General features: G+C 72.3%; 19 protein-coding genes and 1 pseudogene. 8 read left to right on the top strand and 12 right to left on the bottom strand.

Features of this window, described 5'->3' with window-relative positions:
• The first annotated feature begins 427 nt into the window (after positions 1–427).
• Complete coding sequence (locus tag ACZ418_RS27200; RefSeq protein WP_450980585.1) at positions 428–604, top strand: hypothetical protein; 177 nt, start codon at positions 428–430, stop codon at positions 602–604.
• 24 nt (positions 605–628) lie between these two features.
• Here ACZ418_RS27200 and ACZ418_RS27205 read toward each other — a convergent pair whose 3' ends face one another.
• The 3 genes from ACZ418_RS27205 to ACZ418_RS27215 all read right to left on the bottom strand — a co-directional run bounded on the left by ACZ418_RS27205 (position 629) and on the right by ACZ418_RS27215 (position 4,076).
• Positions 629–2,599, bottom strand: coding sequence for an ABC transporter ATP-binding protein (locus tag ACZ418_RS27205; protein WP_468367813.1), 1,971 nt, complete (start codon positions 2,597–2,599; stop codon positions 629–631).
• 146 nt (positions 2,600–2,745) lie between these two features.
• A complete protein-coding gene (locus ACZ418_RS27210; RefSeq protein ID WP_468368334.1) occupies positions 2,746–3,132 on the bottom strand; it encodes a hypothetical protein in 387 nt (128 codons plus the stop codon).
• 170 nt (positions 3,133–3,302) lie between these two features.
• Positions 3,303–4,076: an ATP-binding protein gene (locus ACZ418_RS27215; RefSeq protein WP_468367816.1), complete on the bottom strand. Its 774-nt coding sequence runs from the start codon at positions 4,074–4,076 to the stop codon at positions 3,303–3,305.
• A 239-nt stretch (positions 4,077–4,315) separates the two neighbouring features.
• On the opposite strand from ACZ418_RS27215, the gene ACZ418_RS27220 reads away from it, so the two are divergent.
• From ACZ418_RS27220 to ACZ418_RS27230, 3 genes and pseudogenes are all read left to right on the top strand, one after another.
• Positions 4,316–5,176, top strand: coding sequence for a helix-turn-helix domain-containing protein (locus ACZ418_RS27220; protein ID WP_468367818.1), 861 nt, complete (start codon positions 4,316–4,318; stop codon positions 5,174–5,176).
• Entirely contained in the window at positions 5,177–5,431 is a 255-nt protein-coding gene (locus ACZ418_RS27225; protein ID WP_388621247.1) for a DUF397 domain-containing protein, read from the top strand.
• Positions 5,432–5,494: 63 nt separating this feature from the next.
• A pseudogene (locus tag ACZ418_RS27230) lies at positions 5,495–5,677 on the top strand (SAM-dependent methyltransferase); the annotation flags it as partial.
• A 101-nt stretch (positions 5,678–5,778) separates the two neighbouring features.
• Here the strand turns inward: ACZ418_RS27230 and pdxR are convergent.
• Positions 5,779–7,200: a MocR-like pyridoxine biosynthesis transcription factor PdxR gene (pdxR, locus tag ACZ418_RS27235; RefSeq protein ID WP_468367821.1), complete on the bottom strand. Its 1,422-nt coding sequence runs from the start codon at positions 7,198–7,200 to the stop codon at positions 5,779–5,781.
• A gap of 46 nt (positions 7,201–7,246) precedes the next feature.
• Here pdxR and ACZ418_RS27240 point away from each other — a divergent pair, with 46 nt between their 5' ends.
• Positions 7,247–7,765 carry a carboxymuconolactone decarboxylase family protein gene (locus tag ACZ418_RS27240; RefSeq protein ID WP_468367823.1) on the top strand — a complete coding sequence of 173 codons (519 nt, stop codon included), beginning with the start codon at positions 7,247–7,249 and terminating at the stop codon, positions 7,763–7,765.
• A 63-nt stretch (positions 7,766–7,828) separates the two neighbouring features.
• On the opposite strand, the gene ACZ418_RS27245 is transcribed toward ACZ418_RS27240, so the two are convergent.
• The 4 genes from ACZ418_RS27245 to ACZ418_RS27260 all read right to left on the bottom strand — a co-directional run bounded on the left by ACZ418_RS27245 (position 7,829) and on the right by ACZ418_RS27260 (position 11,089).
• Positions 7,829–9,316: a glutamate synthase subunit beta gene (locus ACZ418_RS27245; protein ID WP_468367826.1), complete on the bottom strand. Its 1,488-nt coding sequence runs from the start codon at positions 9,314–9,316 to the stop codon at positions 7,829–7,831.
• Positions 9,317–9,502: 186 nt separating this feature from the next.
• On the bottom strand, positions 9,503–9,982 hold the full coding sequence (locus tag ACZ418_RS27250; RefSeq protein ID WP_468368336.1) for an anthrone oxygenase family protein: 480 nt from the start codon (positions 9,980–9,982) through the stop codon (positions 9,503–9,505).
• A 94-nt stretch (positions 9,983–10,076) separates the two neighbouring features.
• A complete protein-coding gene (locus tag ACZ418_RS27255; RefSeq protein ID WP_468367828.1) occupies positions 10,077–10,772 on the bottom strand; it encodes a DUF2293 domain-containing protein in 696 nt (231 codons plus the stop codon).
• A gap of 44 nt (positions 10,773–10,816) precedes the next feature.
• A complete protein-coding gene (locus ACZ418_RS27260; protein ID WP_468367831.1) occupies positions 10,817–11,089 on the bottom strand; it encodes a hypothetical protein in 273 nt (90 codons plus the stop codon).
• A gap of 100 nt (positions 11,090–11,189) precedes the next feature.
• On the opposite strand from ACZ418_RS27260, the gene ACZ418_RS27265 reads away from it, so the two are divergent.
• Positions 11,190–11,822, top strand: coding sequence for a nucleoside/nucleotide kinase family protein (locus ACZ418_RS27265; protein WP_468367834.1), 633 nt, complete (start codon positions 11,190–11,192; stop codon positions 11,820–11,822).
• 31 nt (positions 11,823–11,853) lie between these two features.
• Here the strand turns inward: ACZ418_RS27265 and corA are convergent, their stop codons facing one another.
• Positions 11,854–12,981 carry a magnesium/cobalt transporter CorA gene (gene corA / locus ACZ418_RS27270; protein ID WP_468367837.1) on the bottom strand — a complete coding sequence of 376 codons (1,128 nt, stop codon included), beginning with the start codon at positions 12,979–12,981 and terminating at the stop codon, positions 11,854–11,856.
• Positions 12,982–13,198: 217 nt separating this feature from the next.
• Between corA and ACZ418_RS27275 the strand changes: the two genes are divergently transcribed.
• Positions 13,199–13,993: a methyltransferase domain-containing protein gene (locus tag ACZ418_RS27275; protein WP_468367840.1), complete on the top strand. Its 795-nt coding sequence runs from the start codon at positions 13,199–13,201 to the stop codon at positions 13,991–13,993.
• A gap of 273 nt (positions 13,994–14,266) precedes the next feature.
• Here ACZ418_RS27275 and ACZ418_RS27280 read toward each other — a convergent pair whose 3' ends face one another.
• Both ACZ418_RS27280 and ACZ418_RS27285 read right to left on the bottom strand, forming a co-directional pair.
• On the bottom strand, positions 14,267–15,190 hold the full coding sequence (locus ACZ418_RS27280; RefSeq protein WP_468367843.1) for a carbohydrate kinase family protein: 924 nt from the start codon (positions 15,188–15,190) through the stop codon (positions 14,267–14,269).
• A complete protein-coding gene (locus ACZ418_RS27285; protein ID WP_468367846.1) occupies positions 15,187–16,092 on the bottom strand; it encodes a pseudouridine-5'-phosphate glycosidase in 906 nt (301 codons plus the stop codon). The genes ACZ418_RS27280 and ACZ418_RS27285 overlap by 4 nt, the downstream gene beginning before the upstream one ends.
• Positions 16,093–16,208: 116 nt before the next feature.
• On the opposite strand from ACZ418_RS27285, the gene ACZ418_RS27290 reads away from it, so the two are divergent.
• Positions 16,209–16,640, top strand: a complete 432-nt coding sequence (locus tag ACZ418_RS27290; RefSeq protein ID WP_468367849.1) for a VOC family protein — start codon at positions 16,209–16,211, stop codon at positions 16,638–16,640.
• 47 nt (positions 16,641–16,687) lie between these two features.
• Here ACZ418_RS27290 and ACZ418_RS27295 read toward each other — a convergent pair whose 3' ends face one another.
• Positions 16,688–17,242 carry a methylated-DNA--[protein]-cysteine S-methyltransferase gene (locus tag ACZ418_RS27295; protein WP_468367851.1) on the bottom strand — a complete coding sequence of 185 codons (555 nt, stop codon included), beginning with the start codon at positions 17,240–17,242 and terminating at the stop codon, positions 16,688–16,690.
• Positions 17,243–17,280 lie beyond the last annotated feature (38 nt).

The following is a 17,280-nucleotide window of genomic DNA, read 5'->3' on the forward strand; positions in this document are numbered from 1 at the left end:
AACCCCCCCCCCCCCCCCCCCCCCCCCCCCCCCCCCCACCCCCCCCCCCCACCCCCCCCCTCCCCCCCCCCCCCCCCCCCCCCCCCCCCCCCCCCCCCCCCGCCGGGATGCGCGGTTCGGCGCACGCGAGGTGACGACCGCGTCGTACGTCGGCGTGATGACCGAGTCCCTCGCCGATCGCCTTGACGGCCCTGCTGGAACGGTTTCCCGAACTCGCCCTGGCGGAGGGCGAGCCAGCGACCGGCTGCGTCTTCACGACGAGTACGACTACTGACACGGAGGGTGCGGTTCATGTCTCAAAGTGAACGGTCCCGCACGCTCCGCGCCGAACGAGTGTAGGTAATGTCTCAGTCCCGTCACTGAGCGAGGCGTTTCCCTTCTCCAGGGCGTTAACTCCTACGAGTACGACGCTTTCTGGAGGTGCGAGATGGTGAACGGGCGAACCGTGCTCGAACGCTTTCCCGCCGGTGGTCCGCGGGGCTCCCGGCCCGCGGAGGAGTTCGCGCACGCGCGGCGTCTGGAAGGCCTGCCCGCCGAAGTGGTCATGGACCTCGCGACGGACACCTTCCTGGTGATCGTGCGGGGGACCGAGGCGGCCGAGTGAGCGCGCAGTCGCCGTCGGCTGTGCTCAGGCCGGCCTCGGCGCCGGTACCTGCGCCGTGAACTGTTCCGCCTGCAGCGCGTACAGCTCGGCGTAGACACCACCCCTGGCCAGCAGCTCCTGAGGCGTGCCGGACTCCACCAGCCGCCCGTGCTCCAGCACATGCACCAGGTCGGCATGCCGCACCGAGGCCAGCCGATGGGTGATCAGTACGACCGTCTGCCCGCTGCCGGCCAGCGCCCGGATCTTCTCGAACACCTCCAGCTCGGCCCGCGCGTCCAGCGCTGCCGTCGGCTCGTCCACGATCAGCACCCGCCCGCGCCGGTACGCCGCCCGGGCGATGCCGAGCCGCTGCCACTGACCGCCGGACAGCTCGTGCCCGCCGCTGAAGTCGCGGGCCAGCAGCGTGTCCAGGCCGCGCGGCAGATCCGCGACCACCTCCTCGGCCCCCGCTTCGGCGACGGCCGCGGCCAGCCGTTCCTCGGTGATGGGCGCGGCCGAGCGGCCGACGGCCACGTTCACCCGCGCGGTGAACGGCCAGCGCTTGAAGTCCTGGGCCACCATGGCGATCCGCTCGGCGAGCAGCCGCCGGTCGGCCCGCGCCGCGTCGACGCCGTCCCACAGGATGCGGCCGCGGTCCGGGGTGTACAGGCCCGCGAGCAGCTTGACCAGCGTGGTCTTGCCCGAGCCGTTCTCGCCGACGAGCGCGATGATCCGGCCGAGCGGCAGCGTGAGGGTGACGTCGTCGAGGGCGGGGCGGGCTCGCGATCCACCGGAGGCGGGGTCGGGCGTGTCACTCGGATAGCTGAAGGTGACGTGCTCGAACCGGATCTCCTTCGGGTCCTCCGGCAGGGCCTCACCGCCCTCCGGGACGGCCCGCTCGGCCGCCTCCACGTACAGCCGCTGCAGATCACCCACGAACAGGGCCTCCTCGTGCAGCTGGTTGATCTCCAGCACCAGGGTGTCCAGGCTCGACGCACCCGTGCGGATCGCGATCACCGCCGTACCGGCGACCGACAGGGCCATCGCGCCGGCCAGCAGCAGCGCGCCCAGCGTGGCGTAGGTCGCGAGCGTGGCGAGGCCCGTCCAGCCCGCCGCGATCAGTCCGGTCCGGGCGGCGAGCCGGGCCAGCCGGGCCTGCTCCGCCTCCGCCGACTCCGACATGGACCGGAAGTGCTGCAGCAGGAACGGGCCGACCCCGTGCACCCGGACCTCCGGGGCCGCGGCCGGCTCGGTGAGCAGATGGCTGATCAGCCGGCCGGCGCGGGCGTGCTGCACCCAGACATGGAAGGACTCGTAGCGGCGCCGGGCGTTGGTCAGCGCGCTCCAGGCGCTCGGCAGGGTCATGGTCACCAGCAGCGGCAGCAGGACCGGATGCAGCACCGCCAGCACGCCCGCCGCCGCGATCAGCGAGATCAGCGCGCCGATCACCCGGGCGCCGTAGGAGATCATGCGGCGCGCGGACTCGGCGCCGTACCGAGCGGTGTCCAGCAGTTTGTGAAAGGCGTGGTCCTCGATGGCGGCCAGCTCCACGTTCGCCGCCCGCTCCAGATACAGCTCGGTCGCCACGCGCTCCACCTTGGGCTCAAGCCGCCCGATGGCGTACGTGGAGGCCGCGCGCAGCAGCACGGCCATGAGCGACACGGCGGCCATGGCGAGCAGTGCGGGGGCGGCCGACCGGAGTCGTTGCGCGATGTCCGGGCCGGTCAGCAGCCTGGCGAGCGCGCTGTTCACGGCCAGCAGGCTCACCGCCTGGGCGGCGCCGCGGAGCGCTTCGGTGGCCAGGACGATCCGCGCGGCCCGGGCGTCGGCCTGCAGGGCCAGCCGCAGACTGGACGCCAGCATGCCGGGCAGCCGGAGGACCATCGCCCGGAAGCTCAGTTCCAGGAAGGCGTCCGCGTGCTCGTTCCAGCCCATGTCGTACCGCAGCGGTCCCCCGAACAGCAGTCGCTCCGACCCCGACACCACGGGCTCGGGCGTCCCCCGCTTCTTCCTCACCTGACCTCCCGGAGCGTGACGGAACGGCCACTATGTCCGGGCGTACGGATGGTGGGGCAGGGCGCAAGGGGTGAACGCGGGGGAGTGAAGGGGGTGCAAGGCGAGCCGGCACCCCGGTAGGGCGTCAGGCCCGGGCGAGCGCAGCCCTACGCCGCCCGGGACCAGTCCGGAGTCGTCCCGGTCACCCGGCACAGGGCCAGGTACAGCGGGATCGGCGGAGTGTACGGAACCGTGCCCTCCGGACGATGGATGAGCCGTGCGGTGCCGGTGACCAGGGCGCCGGGGGCGTAGTGCGCCGGGGACGGCCAGGGGAGGGCGTAGTCGGAGTCCGACGGAACGAGCCACCACCAGCGGGCGCCGTCGGTGTACACACAGCCCAGCCGGGGCAGCCGGGGTACGACGAGCGGGCCGAGGCGGTCGGGCACGGCCACGGCGTCGCAGCCGAGCGATGCGGTCATGCCCTCCGGCACCGTGAGCCGGCGGGGCGCGTCCGGGACGGACCTGTGCCGCTGCAGCCGCACCAGGGTGTCCAGACCGAGGGACCGCTCAGGGCCCTGGCCGGCGGCACGGGCGGCACGCGCGGTGCTGACGGTGCCGGGCGGGAAGGGGCCCGTGACGTGGTGCCTGTTGTCATACCCGTCCGGCTCGTACCCGTTGGGGCCGTGGCTGCGGGCGTCGTGGCCGCCGGAGTCGTGCCGTGCGGTCACGGGCGTTCCCCGGCACGGTGCTGCTCGGGGGCGCGGTGCAGAGACTGGTGGGGTGGCCGGTCCAGGATTCGGTGCCGGTGGGGGGCCGGTGCCCCGTGGCGGTGCTGGGGCTCGGGTGCGAGAGGGTGAGGGTGCCCGGTGGCCCGTTGCCGGCCCTCCGGTGCCTCGTCCTCGCCGGAGTCGTCCGGGCGGCCCGGCTTGGGGCGGGCGCCCCAGCCCAGGTCGCCTCGCGGAGCGGCGGTGTCGTGGGCCGCGTCGCTCCCGCGGGCCAGCTCGGCCCATACCAGCAGGCCGGGCCCGTGTTCCTGGGCGCCCCAGGCCTGGCACAGCGCGTCGACGAGGAGCAATCCCCTCCCGTGCTCCTCGTCGGGTCGCTGTGGGGAGGGCTGGGGTTCGCCGGGGGCGCAGCCCTCGTCCCGTACGGCTATGCGTACGGTGTCGTCGTGGTCGTGCAGCTCGCACACCACGCGGCTGCTCGCGGTGTGCACGATCGCGTTGGTGACCAGCTCGGATATGACCAGGGCCGCGCTGTCGCAGATGTCCGCGCACACCGACCAGCCGGTCAGCCGGGCGTGCGCGAGGCGTCGCGCCTGGGCGACGGAACCCGGATGTGCGGCCAGCTCGAAGCGGAACCGGCGCCCGGCAGCACCCCCGTCAGGGGCTGCTCCCGTGGCGGCACCGAGACCGGGGTGGTCTGCGGCGGCGTCTGTTCCTAAGGGCGCGGACGGAATCACGCTTGCCACTATCTCCCCGCCGTGAACACTTGGCAAGTGTCACTCTGAAAATTGCAGAGTGCTGTGTGACTCGGTCAGGGGCCGTGGCACACTGCTCGCAACAGCACGTCGAGCGGCGCCAATTGGGGTCATCGGAGGTCCGTCCCGGTCTTCGAATGCATCTTCGAGTGGCGCCGCAGGGCTATCGGGAAACCCCTGTCAGGAAAGGTTCGGTCGCCTGGAAACCTTCGGTTGCCGGGAAACGTTCGGTGGAGGCGTTCGGTGGAGGTGAGAGCGTGAGCGAACCGCGGTCCGCGCCGACGGTGGGCCAGGTGGTCCTCGGACGGCGCCTGTTGGACCTGCGGGAACGCGCCGGACTGAAGCGTGAGGAGGCCGCCCGCGTCCTGCGCGTCGCGCCCGCCACCGTCCGCCGCATGGAGACGGCCGAGGTCGCCCTCAAGATCCCGTACCTGCAACTGCTGCTGAAAGCCTACGGCGTGGCCGACGACGAGGCCGAACTCTTCGTCCAGCTGGCCGAGGAGGCCAACAGGCCCGGCTGGTGGCAGCGCTTCCACGACATCCTGCCCGGCTGGTTCTCGATGTACGTCAGCCTGGAGGGTGCGGCCGGTCTCATCCGCTCCTACGAGCCGCACTTCGTCCCCGGCCTGCTCCAGACCGAGGACTACGCGCGCGGTGTGCTCAAGTCCGGTGCCATCGGCCAGACCAGCCCGGACGACATCGAGCGGCACGTCGCCCTGCGCATGCAACGCCAGCAACTGCTCACCCGTCCCGACGCCCCCCGCTTCTGGGCGGTGATGGACGAGACCGCCCTGCGCCGCCCGGTCGGCCCTCCGGAGGTGATGCGCGCGCAGATCGACAAGTTGCTCGAGGCCACGAAGCTGCCCCATGTGACGCTCCAGGTCGCCCCGTTCGCGAGCGGGCCGCACCCGGGGACGTACGGGCCCTTCGTGCTGTTCCGATTCGCCATGCCGGAGCTGCCGGACATGGTCTACAGCGAGTACCTGACCGGCGCCGTCTATCTGGACGCGCGCACGGAGGTGGCGACCCACCTCGAGGTCATGGACCGCATGGCGGCGCAGGCCGCTACGGCACAACGCACGAAGGAGATCCTCCGGGATCTCCGCAAGGAGCTGTGAATGGATCGCATCACGCCGCGCGGACACGTCTACAACGGCATGCCGGCGCGGGAGTTGGGCAGCGAGGGCTGGCACAAGCCCTGGAGCGGCGGCAACGGCGGGAACTGCCTGGAGGCGATGAAGCTCGCCGACGGCCGGATCGCCGTACGGCAGTCCACCGACCCGGACGGGCCGGCGCTGATCTACACCACGGCCGAGATGACCGCGTTCATCGAGGGCGCCAAGGCAGGGGAGGCCGACTTCCTGCTGTCCTGACCTCGAACCATGTGTTGCTTCTTGCTCAACTTCCTTATGGTGCCGACTTGATCATCCATGGCCAGGCTGCTCGCCGAACCGCCCTCCGGCAGTTACCTGATGACGACCCACGCCACGGCAGACTTCAGCCCCGAGGAGTCGGCGGCCGCCACCGGGAGGCTGAAGACGGCCGGCGTCACCCTCGCCCTGCGCTCCCGCGAGGAGTTCACCCGCTTCTTCACCGGCCTCGACCTGGTCGAGCCCGGCGCCGGACCTGCGCGGCGCGCCTGTTCAGCGGCAGGCTCGGCCACTGACCCCCGGCGCCGCGCCGGGGGCGACTGCGCCGCACGCCGGAGGTGACCCGCTCCTCACCCGGGAGGCAGTACCCCGCACAGCGCCTCCAGGGCCGCGCCGTAGGCGTGTTCCGCCGTGGCCGCGTACCCCACCACCAGTCCGTCACCCACCGTCGCCGCCGCCTCCGGATGCCGGAACGCGGCGAGTCCGTCCAGGGCGACGCCCTGCCATGCGGCGGCCTTCACCGTAGACCGCTCGGTGCCCGGCGGCAGCCGCAGCACCGCGTGCAGCCCGGCCGCGATGCCCGTCACCTCGACCTGCGGCGCGTGTTCGGCGAGCGCGGCGACGAGCCGGTCACGCCGGTGCCGGTAGCGCTGCCGCATGCGCCGCACATGACGGTCGTAGGACCCGGAGACGATGAACTCCGCCAAGGCCAGCTGGTCCAGGACGCTCGCCCAGCCCTCCCGCTCGCCCTTCGCCGCCAGCACGGGCCCGACATACCGCTCCGGCAGCACCATCCAGCCCAGCCGCAGCGCCGGTGACAGGCTCTTGCTGACCGACCCGAGGTGGATCACCCGCTCCGGATCGAGGCCCTGGAGCGCACCGACGGGCTTGCGGTCGTACCGGAACTCGCCGTCGTAGTCGTCCTCCAGTACCACCGTCCCACGCGCGCGTGCCCAGCCGATCACGGCCGCCCGGCGCTCCGGGTGCAGCGGGCCGCCGGTCGGGAACTGGTGCGCCGGCGTGAGCAGCACGGCCCGCTCCCGCCCCAGTACGTCCACTCGCGCGCCGTGTTCGTCCAGCGGCAGCGGCACCGTGCGCACCCCGGCCGTGGTGAGCAGCCCCCGGTGGAAGTCCAGCCCGTAGGCCTCCACGCCCAGCGGACCGCGCAGCACCCCGCCCGCGCCCTGGCCGAACAGCAGCCGCACCGCGTGCGCGAAGCCCGAGCAGATCACGATCCGGTCCGGCTCGGTCCGCACGCCACGCGCGCGTGCCAGATATTCGGTCAGCGCCTCCCGCAGCTCACGCCGGCCGGCCGGATCCCCGGGCCCGAACGCCTCGTTCGGCGCCGCCTGAAGCGCCCGCCGATAGCAGGCCGACCAGGCTGCCCGCGGGAACGCCGACGCGTCCGGCGCGCCCTGCCGCAGATCGTGTCGCGGGCCACGCGCGCGTGGAGGTGTTTTCACCGGCGTGCGTACCGCGTGCCGCAGCGGCTCCGCCCGGTCGGCGACCCGGGTGCCGGAACCCTGGCGGGCGGTCAGCCAGCCCTCCGCGACCAGTTCCGCATACGCGTCGGCCACCGTGTTGCGGGCCACGCCCAGATCGGCGGCGAGCGACCGGTACGGCGGCAACCGGGTGCCCGGCGCCAGCCGCCCGCTGCGCACGGCCTCGCGCAGCGCCCGGGTCAGCGCGGCCCGCCGCCCGCCCGGACCCGACAGCTCCAGATGCAGATCGGCGCCGATCCGCTCCGCGGAATTGACCCATGATTCCGTCATGGAAATGCACCCTACAGCCGGTCTATCCGGCCCGTAGGTTGAAGCCATGACGACGAACACGAACACCACCGCAGCCGACATCACCACCGCGATCGCCGAGGTCGAGGCCGCCCGTACCCGACTGGACTTCGCGAAGTCCGCCCCGAAGGTCTTCCGCGCCGTCATCGGCTTCGACGCCGCCGCCCGCGCCGGCCTGGACCCGGCGCTGGTGGAGCTGATCCAGATCCGTTCCTCCCTCCTCAACCACTGCGCCTACTGCCTGCACATGCACACCAACGACGCCCGCAAGGCCGGCGAGAGCGAGGACCGGCTGCACATGGTCGCCGTCTGGCGCGAGGCACGGCACTTCTTCACGCCCAAGGAACAGGCCGCCCTCGCGCTCACCGAGGCCCTGACCCTCGTCGCCGACGCGGGCGTCCCCGACGCCGTCTACGCCGAGGCCGCGGCCCACTTCGACGAGGAGGAACTGGCCCACGTCATCGCCGTGATCTGCGCGATCAACACGTGGAACCGGGTGGCCCTGTCGACGGGGAAGGTGGCGGGGACGGACGAGCGAAAGGGATGACCCGGGGCCGACGCCGGCCGTGCTCCACGGCAACCAACAGCCACAAGAAACCTTCCGCCACACCTACACCCTCATCGGCCGATCCCTCGGAGAGACCGGCGCAGGCAGCCGTGAACTCCCGGTCAGACAGCGGTCGACGGCCGCCGCCACCGCCCGCCCCTCCGCGATCGCCCAGACGATGAGCGACTGCCCGCGCGCCGCGTCCCCGGCGGCGAACACCCCGGGGACGTTGGTCGCGAAGCCGTCGTCCCGGGCGATCGTGCCGCGCGGTTCGAGTTCCAGACCCAACTGCCCGATCAGCCCGTCCGCCTGGTCCGGCCCGGAGAAGCCGAGGGCGAGCAGCACGAGATCGGCGGGAAGCGTCCGCCCGGTGCCCGGCACCGGGCGGCGCGACTCGTCGACCTCGACCAGGTGCAGCGACCGCACCCGCCCGCCGGCGTCCCCGCCGAAGCGGAGCGTGGACGCCGCGAACAGCCGCGCGTCCGCGTCCGCCGCCGGTGCCGTACGCAGGTCCCGGGCCTCCTCGTGCGCGGCCGACAGCCGGTAGATCTTCGGGTACGTCGGCCATGGCTCGGCGTCCTCGTCGCGCTCGGTGCCCGGCTGCGCGTAGATGTCCAGCTGGGTCACGGACGCGGCCCCCTCGCGCACCGCGGTTCCCAGACAGTCCGCCCCGGTGTCCCCGCCGCCGACGATCACCACATGCTTGCCGGCCGCGGACAGCGGTGAAACCTCCAGATCCCCCTCACACACCCGGTTGGCCAGCGGCAGATACTCCATCGCCTGGTGTATCCCGTACAACTCCCGGCCCGGCACCGGAAGTTCCCGCCACGCGGTGGCTCCGGTGGCGATGACGACGGCGTCGTACCGTCCCCGCAGCTCCACCGCCCCGACATCACGCCCGACGGCCGTCGACGTACGGAACTTCGTCCCCTCGGCCCGCATCTGCTCGATCCGCCGCTCCAGATGCCGCTTCTCCATCTTGAACTCGGGGATGCCGTACCGCATCAGCCCGCCGATCCGGTCGTCCTTCTCGTACACGGCGACGGTGTGCCCGGCCCGGGTCAGCTGCTGCGCCGCGGCGAGCCCGGTGGGCCCGGAGCCGATGACGGCGACCGTCTTCCCGGACAGCCGCTCGGGCGGCCGCGCCTGGGCGAAACCTTCCTCCCAGGCCCGGTCGGCGATCGCGCACTCGACGTTCTTGATGGTGACGGCCGGCTGGTTGATCGCCAGCACGCATCCCGCCTCGCACGGTGCCGGACACAACCGCCCGGTGAACTCGGGGAAGTTGTTGGTGGCGTGCAGCCGGTCGCTCGCCGCCCGCCAGTCCTCCCGTGAGACCAGGTCGTTCCACTCCGGGATCAGATTGCCCAGCGGGCAGGCGTCGTGGCAGAACGGGATGCCGCAGTCCATGCACCGGTCGGCCTGCTTGCTGATGATGGGCAGCAGCGCTCCTGGGACGTACACCTCGTCCCAGTCCCGCACCCGCTCCTCGACGGGCCGCCGCGGCCACTCCTGGCGCGGCGTGTTCATGAACCCCTTGGGATCGGCCATGGTGGTCTTCCTCGCGTACGGATACCGCGCGGGTATCGGGTGTACGACGGGCCGTACGCCATCGGGCGGCATCCTTCGGCACTCTTTCGGCCACGATACGTCGGCGCCGACCACCGCGCAGAGTGGTGGACAGCGCTTTCTCCGGGGGCTTGTCAGGGGCCGGTCATCCCGGGGGTCGCACGGAGATCAGGCGAGGGCCAGTACGTAGACCAGCGCGGCCGCTGCCGAGGCGACGGTGCGGACGTGGTTCCAGAACGTCCACTCGCGTACGTACTCCGGCCAGTACTCGGCGGCCTCCGCGGCGCCCGGGGCCAGCCGGGCCAGCCGGTCGTTGCGCGGGACGTTGGCGACGATCGTCAGCCCGAACGAACCGAACAGATACAGCGCGCTGCCCAGCAGCAGGTCTAGCTTCCCCTCGTCCGGCCACACCACGAACGTCACCACCGCGATCATCGCGCTCAGCACCGCCGAGCCGTTGAACACCGTCATGAAGGCGGGCCGGACCGCGGCGACGTTGATCGCGTTCATCGCCGCGACACCCTGCGCGGGCGGCAGCGCGGCGAGCCCCCGCATCACAAAGGTCGAGAACGCGCAGAAGACCCCGGCCATCAGCCCGGTGCCGAGAACCCCCACCACGACCAGCAGGAAGAACGGCCCGTCGATCATCTCCACGCCCCATTTCGTCTCGTTCCGCCCGGTACCCCTCCCGGCCCCCCGGCTCCTCCCCCCGCTCCTCCTCCCCCCGCTCCCCTCCCCCCGCTCAGCCTGCCTCCGCCCCGGCGTCCTGCCAGCCTCGCAGCACACTCTCCACGGCCGGGGCGATCCGGCGCCGTGCCTCGTACCGTGACACCCCGCTCATCAGTAGCTGGTCGTACGGCGTGTCCACATGCCGTACGGCCGCCACGACCGCCGAGACCACCGCTCCTTCCGACAGCGCCCGCCCGGCCGCACTGCGCCCGACCCGCCCACTGCCGCGCACGGACGCGTGCGCCGCGACGGCCCGCGCGCGATCGGCAGGGCAGCCGGGAAAGAGCCGCAGGATCTCGGCCGCGAACGCCGCCGCGAACCGCTCGTCCTCCGCCGCCCGGCGCCGTGCGTCCCGCGCCCGCCGCCTGCGCCGCGCCTCCGCGTCTGCCAGGCAGCGGGCCTCGGCCCGGGCCAGCGCCGCCTCCTCCACCAGCACGCCCTGCCGCTCGTAACGGCCCTTGCGCCGGTTGAACCGCACCACGACGACCGACAGCCCGCTCTCCTCCCTCGACCTGCGGGTCAGTGCGGTGTCCCCGCGCGGCAGGAACACCAGGTGTCCGAGGTCCGCGCAGTGCAGACAGCGCGGCGCCCCGTCCTCCAGCACGAGCAGCGACAGCGGCCCGCGCCGGCACACGGCGCACCGCTTGGGCTTCTGCGCCTGGATGACGACAAGCCGTCCGGGGGAGTGGGGAGTTGAGGGAAGCGCCATACGCAGTACTTTCCCCGCAGCCGCCCACGCTTCCCACGCCTTGCCTACTCCTTCGTGTCCATCGCCTCCTCCTTCCCGCTCCGGAAGTTGAACACCGACACCCGGGTACGGTGCCGCGCCGGAGCCTGGATCTCGTCCACCACCGCCACCGCGAGATCGGCGTACGACAGCCATGGCTCAACCCCGCCGTCGCCACTCTCTGCTCCGGGCAGCCGCTCCCCGCCGACGCGGTACCGCCCCGTCCGCGGTCCGCCGTGCTCCAGGTGTCCGGCGGGCGTGAGCATCACCCAGTGGCGGCCCGCTGAGCGTCCGAACACCGCAACTGATCCCGCTGCTCCTACGCCGGTCAGCCCTCCGCCGGGCCTGCCCCCGGCAGGCAGTGTCACCTCACCTTCCGCCACCCGGCATCATGGCCCTGTGCGACTCGAAGCGATCACCTGGGACCGGCTCGCGGAGCTGCTCGCCGATCGGCTGGCCGGGCTGGAGCCGGCCGACGGAAGCGCCTGGCCGCGAGTCGGCTTCGACGGGGCCCCGGCCGCCCGGCCCGGCGACCTCGCGGAACGGGTCGGGGAAGCACTGCGGGTGCGTGGCCGGCCCTCACTCGTGGTCGGCGCGGAGGGTTTCCTGCGCCCCGCCTCGCTACGCCTGGAGCACGGGCGGCGCGACGCTGAGTCGTACTACGGCGGTTGGTTCGACACCGGCGCCCTGTGGCGCGAGGTCTTCGGCCCGCTCGACCCCGGTGGCAGCGGGCGGGTCCTGCCCGACCTGTGGGATCCGGCCACCGACCGGGCCACCCGCAGCCCTTACGTCCAACTCCCGCCCCGCGGTGTCCTGTTGCTCCATGGCCCCCTCCTGCTGCGGCACTGGTTCCCCTTCGACCTGACCGTGCACCTCCTCCTCTCCCCGGGTGCTCTGCGCCGCCGTACCCCCGAGACCGAGCACTGGACACTTCCCGCCTTCGAACGCTACGAGTCCGAGGTCGACCCCACCGCCACGGCGGACGTGCTGGTACGCACCGACGACCCGCGCCATCCCGCCTGGAGCGGCTGATCCGGGCGGCCCGGCAGCGCGCCCCTGCGGCTCAGAGCCAGCCGTTGCGCCTGAAGCCCCGGTACAGCACCAGACACGCCGCCCCCATGACGGCCATGACCAGCGGATAGCCGAACCGCCAGTGCAGCTCCGGCATGTGGTCGAAGTTCATGCCGTACACCCCGCACACCATCGTCGGCACGGCGATCACCGCGGCCCAGGCCGTGATCTTCCGCATGTCCTCGTTCTGTGCGACGGTCACCTGTGCGAGGTGGGCCTGCAGAATCGAGTTGAGCAGTTCGTCGAAGGAGGCGATCTGTTCCTTGGCGCGTATCAGGTGGTCGAGCACGTCCCGGAAGTACGCCTGTATCTCCGGGGCGATGACCCGTATGGGCCGGGTGGCGAGGTCCTCCACCGGGCGGCCGAGCGGCACCACCGCCCGCTTCAGTTCGAGCAGTTCACGCTTCATCTGGTAGATGCGCCCGGGGTCGAGCCGCGCACCGTTCTCCGAGAACACCTCCGTCTCGACCTGGTCGATGTCGGCCTGCACCGCGTCCGTGACATTCAGATAGTCGTCGACGACATGGTCGGCGATCGCGTGCAGCACCGCCGCCGGCCCCTTGGCGAGCTGATGCGGATGCGCCTCCAACTCCTCGCGCAGCGGACCCAGTGAGCCGTGCCGGCCGTGCCGCACCGTGATGACGAAGTCCTCGCCGACGAACACCATGATCTCGCCGGTGTCGACCACCTCGCTGGTCGCCGTCAGTTGTTCGTGCTCCACGTAGCAGACCGTCTTGAACACCGCGAAGAGCGTGTCGCCGTAGTGCTCCAGCTTCGGCCGCTGATGGGCCTCGACCGCGTCCTCCACCGCCAGGGGATGCAGGTCGAACAGCTCGGCGATGCCCGCGAACTCACGGTCCGTCGGCTCGTGCAGCCCGAGCCAGACGAAGCCCTCGCCCGTCTTGCGCACCATCCGCACGGCATCCACCAGGTCCGTGCACTGCGGCACCCGCACACCGTCCTGGTACGTCACACAGTTGACCACCGAGGAGCCCAGCGGTGACCGGGCGGGATGGCTCAGGTCCACGCGCGGCCGCCGCCGGGCCAGCCGCGCCACCTTGCGCAGGCCGCCGACCCTGCCCAGCCCCGTGACCTTCCGCAGATTCCCCGCCATGGACATCTGGATCTCCTTGCCTGGATCTCCTCGCACAACGCTTTCGCGCCTTGCCGGGCAAGTCTGCCAGCCGAGGGCAAAGCGCGGGTAAGCCTGTGGGAACGGGATGTTCCGCTTGGTTCCCGGCTGTGGACGCAGCATCGATGCCCCGGCATCGCCCCGGCCGCCCCTGGCCGGAGCGTCGGCGGGCTGGCCGAAGCCGGGTGACGGGGATGATCGTGGCATGACCTCATCCGACGGATATCTCCTGGACAACCGGCAGAACGAGGCCGCGGAGCGCTTCGACGCCTTCGCCGACCTCTTCGATCCCACGACCTTCCGGCACATCGAGGCATTGGGCATCGGACTCGGCGGGCGCTGCTGGGAAGTCGGGGCCGGCGGCACCTCCGTGGTGTCCTGGCTCGCCAGGAAGGTGGGTCCCACCGGACAGGTCGTCGCCACCGACATCGACACCTCGCGGCTCGCCGCCGCAGCCCGCCCGCCGGTGGAGGTCCGCGTCCACGACGTGGGTGCCGAGGAACCGCCGGGTAAGGGCTTCGACCTGGTCCACGCCCGGCTCGTCCTCGTCCATGTGCCGGACCGGGAAAAGGCCTTGCGGTCCATGATCCAGGCCCTGCGGCCCGGCGGGCACCTGCTGATCGAGGATGCCGACCCCGCTCTCCAGCCCCTGATCTGCCCCGACGAGCACGGTCCCGAGCAGCGGCTCGCCAACCGCCTGCGTCAGGGCTTCCGCACGCTGCTCGCCGAACGTGGCGCCGACCTGTCGTACGGCCGTAAACTCCCGCGTCTGCTCCGCGAGGCCGGACTGAGCGGGGTGGAGGCGGATGCGTTCTTCCCGGTGACGTCACCTGCCTGCACCGCTCTCGAGGCCGCCACGGTCCGTCAGATCCGGCACCGGCTGGTTGCCGCGGGGCTCGCCACCGACGAGGACATCGACCAGCACCTGGCCAACGTCGAGGCCGGCGGCATGGACCTGGCCACCGCGCCGATGATCTCGGCGTGGGGGAGGAAGGACTAGTGGGGGAGGAAGGAGTGGAGGAGGAAGGAGTGGGGAGGAAGAACCAGAAGAACTAGTGGGGAGGAAGGCCTAGGCACCCGTACCTCGGTTCGACGCTGACTCAACCACCCCGGCTCGGCTCGGCGCGGATCCCAGCCGCCCTGGCCGGGCTCGGCGGAGATCTCCGCCGCCCCGGCGGCTACGACGCGGATCCCCGCAGCCCCGGCCGCGGCGTTCGCGATGCGCCGCGAGTCGAGCCGCCACTGCCGGTGTCTTCATGGCCCCCGCCGGTCGCTAGCCGGCGCGCCCCGGACGCGGCGGTCTGGCGCCCACCCGTTCGACCGCCTCCGCACCTGCCCGGCAGCCGTGTGCCGCCGCCTCCTCCGGGTCCGCTCCCGTGAGCAGGGCGGCGAGGAACGCACCGGTGAAGGCGTCACCGGCGCCCGTGGTGTCCCGAGGGACCGCCGGAACGGCCGGGACCCTGGCCGGTGCGCCGCCGGAACGGGCCACCAGCGCACCGTCCGCACCCGCCTTGGCGACCACGAGCGGGACGAGACGGCTCAACTTGGCCGCCGCATCCACCGGATCCGGCAGCCCCGTCAGCAGACATGCCTCGTCCCGGCTCGGCAGCAGCACGTCCAGCCCCTCCGCGAAGGCCAGGAAGCGGTCCACCCCCAGCCGCACCAGGAATCCGGCCGATGCCGGATCGAGGCTGACCGGCACGCAACGCGCGCGTGCCGCCGCGAGCGCCGTCCGTGCGAGCTCCCGGCTCGGCTCCGTGAACAGCAGATAGCCCGACAGGTGCAGTCGGCCGACGCCGTCGAGCAATGCGTCCGACCAGTCGGCGGGTTCGAGCCGCAAAGACGCCCCGCTGTCCGTGAGGAACGTACGCTCTGCCGCCGCATCCGTATCGACCAGGCAGATGACCGTCCCGGTCGCCGCTGTCGGATCGATCACCAGCCGGGGCCGCACGCCGGCCGCGGCCAGCTCACGCTCGTGCCATGCGGCCGCGTCCGCGCCCACCCGCCCGAGCAGCCGTACGTCCGCGCAGCCCGTGTGCGCGGCCCAGCAGGCCACGTTCGCGCCCGCGCCACCCGGCAGGGTCCGGATCGACGCGGCGGTGTCGGTGCCGGCCGCGAGCGTCCCCCGGTGCCGGGCGACCACATCCGTGACCACGTCACCGACGACCAGCAGGGCCCCGCCCGGGCCCGTGGTCACCCCCTGGTCCACGCCGTGGCGATCCGCGCCGCCAGCCGTACGTTGCCGCGTACGGCCGCCAGATTGGCGCTCAGGGAGGCCCCGTCGGTGTGCCGGACCAGGTAGTCCAGCAGGAACGGGGTCACCGCCTGACCTGAGATGCCCTGGTCCGTGCAGGCGCGCAGGCCCTCGGCCAGCACGCGTGCGTGCAGCTCGGGATCGAGCTGCTCCGCCTCTGGGACCGGCTGGGCGACGATCAGCGCCGACGGCGGCGCGTCAAGTGCCTCCTGGGCTCGCATGACGTCCGCGACCTGCTCCGGGGTGTCCAGTGTCCAGTCGACCGGATGCCCCGAGTCGGACAGGTAGAAGCCGGGGAACCGGTCCGTACCGTACCCGGCGACGGCCACGCCCAGCGTCTCCAGTCGCTGCAGGGTCGCCGGCACGTCCAGGATCGACTTCACGCCCGCGCAGACCACCGTGATCCTGGTGCGGGCCAGCAGACCGAGGTCGGCCGACTCGTCCTGGGTCACCGTCCACTCCCGGTGCACACCGCCCAGCCCGCCGGTGGCGAACACCCGGAGGCCCGCGAGCGCGGCCAGCTGTGCCGTCGCCGACACCGTGGTCGCCCCGCTCACGCCCGCCGCCACGGCGAGCGGCAGATCGCGATGGCCCAGCTTGCGGATGCCGTCCTCGTTCGCGACCCGCTCCAGCTGCTCCTTGTCCAGGCCGACAAGGGGACGACCGTCGAGCACGGCGATGGTCGCCGGGACGGCGCCCTCCCGGCGCACCGCGTCCTCCAGCTCCAACGCCACCTGCAGGTTGCGCGGGCGGGGCAGACCGTGCGCGATGATCGTGGACTCCAGGGCCACCACCGGCCGCCGTGCGTCGATCGCTTCCCGGACCTCTTCCGACACCACCAGCACGGGCACCGCCTCCTGTCTGTCGGCCTCTCCTCATCTCTGGCGGGCGCCGGCCGCCGTTAAACGCTCATGGCCTGTTGCCCTTGCGGACTGTGGGGGACGCCACCAGCCTGGGCCACATGACCAGGAACAGCACGCGTCTCGACCATGTCGTCCTGTGGGTGGCCGATCCCGTGGCCGCGGCCGGCTTCTACCAGGAGGCAGTCGGTCTGGAGCCGATCAGGGTCGCCGAGTTCGCCGAGGGAAAGGTGGCCTTCCCCTCGGTGCGCGTCAATGAGGAGACCATCCTCGACCTCGCCCCGCTCACCATGGCCGCACGCATGCAGATGCTGCCCGGTGCGGCCGAGAGTGCGGGTCACCCCGTGAACCACGTCTGCCTGTCCCTGCCGGCCGACGCCTTCGACGCCCTGCGCGCCCGCCTGCAGGACCATGGCGTCGCCATCTCGGGCGTCGACCACAACCTCTCCGGTGCCCGCGGCAACGCCACGAGCAGCTTCTACTTCCGCGACCCCGACGGCAACGTCTTCGAGGCCCGGCACTACGGCGAGTAGCCGGCTCCTTCTCCGGGGCTTGTCAGAGACGGGTCTCCGGAGCGGGGTCAGAACAGCGGCTCGGGCAGTACACCCTCCAGGGCGAGCAGCTTCCGCTTGGTCTCCAGCCCGCCCCCGAAGCCGCCGATTCCACCGTCGCTCTCCACCACCCGGTGACACGGAACGACCACCGGCAACGGATTGGCACCCATGGCCGCGCCGACCGCCTGCGCCCCGCCGGGCTGTCCGACCCGCCCGGCGAGATCGCCGTACCCCACCACCGTGCCGTACGGCACACCGGTCGCGAGCTCACGCAGCACCTGCCGGTTGAAGCCCGAGATCAGCGACCAGTCCAGCGGCAGGTCGAAGTCGTGCCGCTCGCCCGCGAAGTAGGCCCGCAGCTGGTGTATCGCCTCCGTCAGCAACGGTGAGTCGGGATCCTCCACGGGAGCGGCGCCCAGCCGGGCCGCCAGCCGCTCCACGGCGCGGTCGCGCACCGCGTCCGTGGCGTGGAAGACGACGTTGACCAGGCCGTCACGGGTCGCCGCCAGCATCAGCGGCCCGATGTCCGTGCCCACCACGGCCCACACGACCCGCTGCTCGTCCTGCACATGGCTGTCCATGCGCCCACGGTACGACCCGCCACTGACAACGCCCGCCG

This window comes from Streptomyces sp. NPDC030820 (assembly GCF_055572075.1).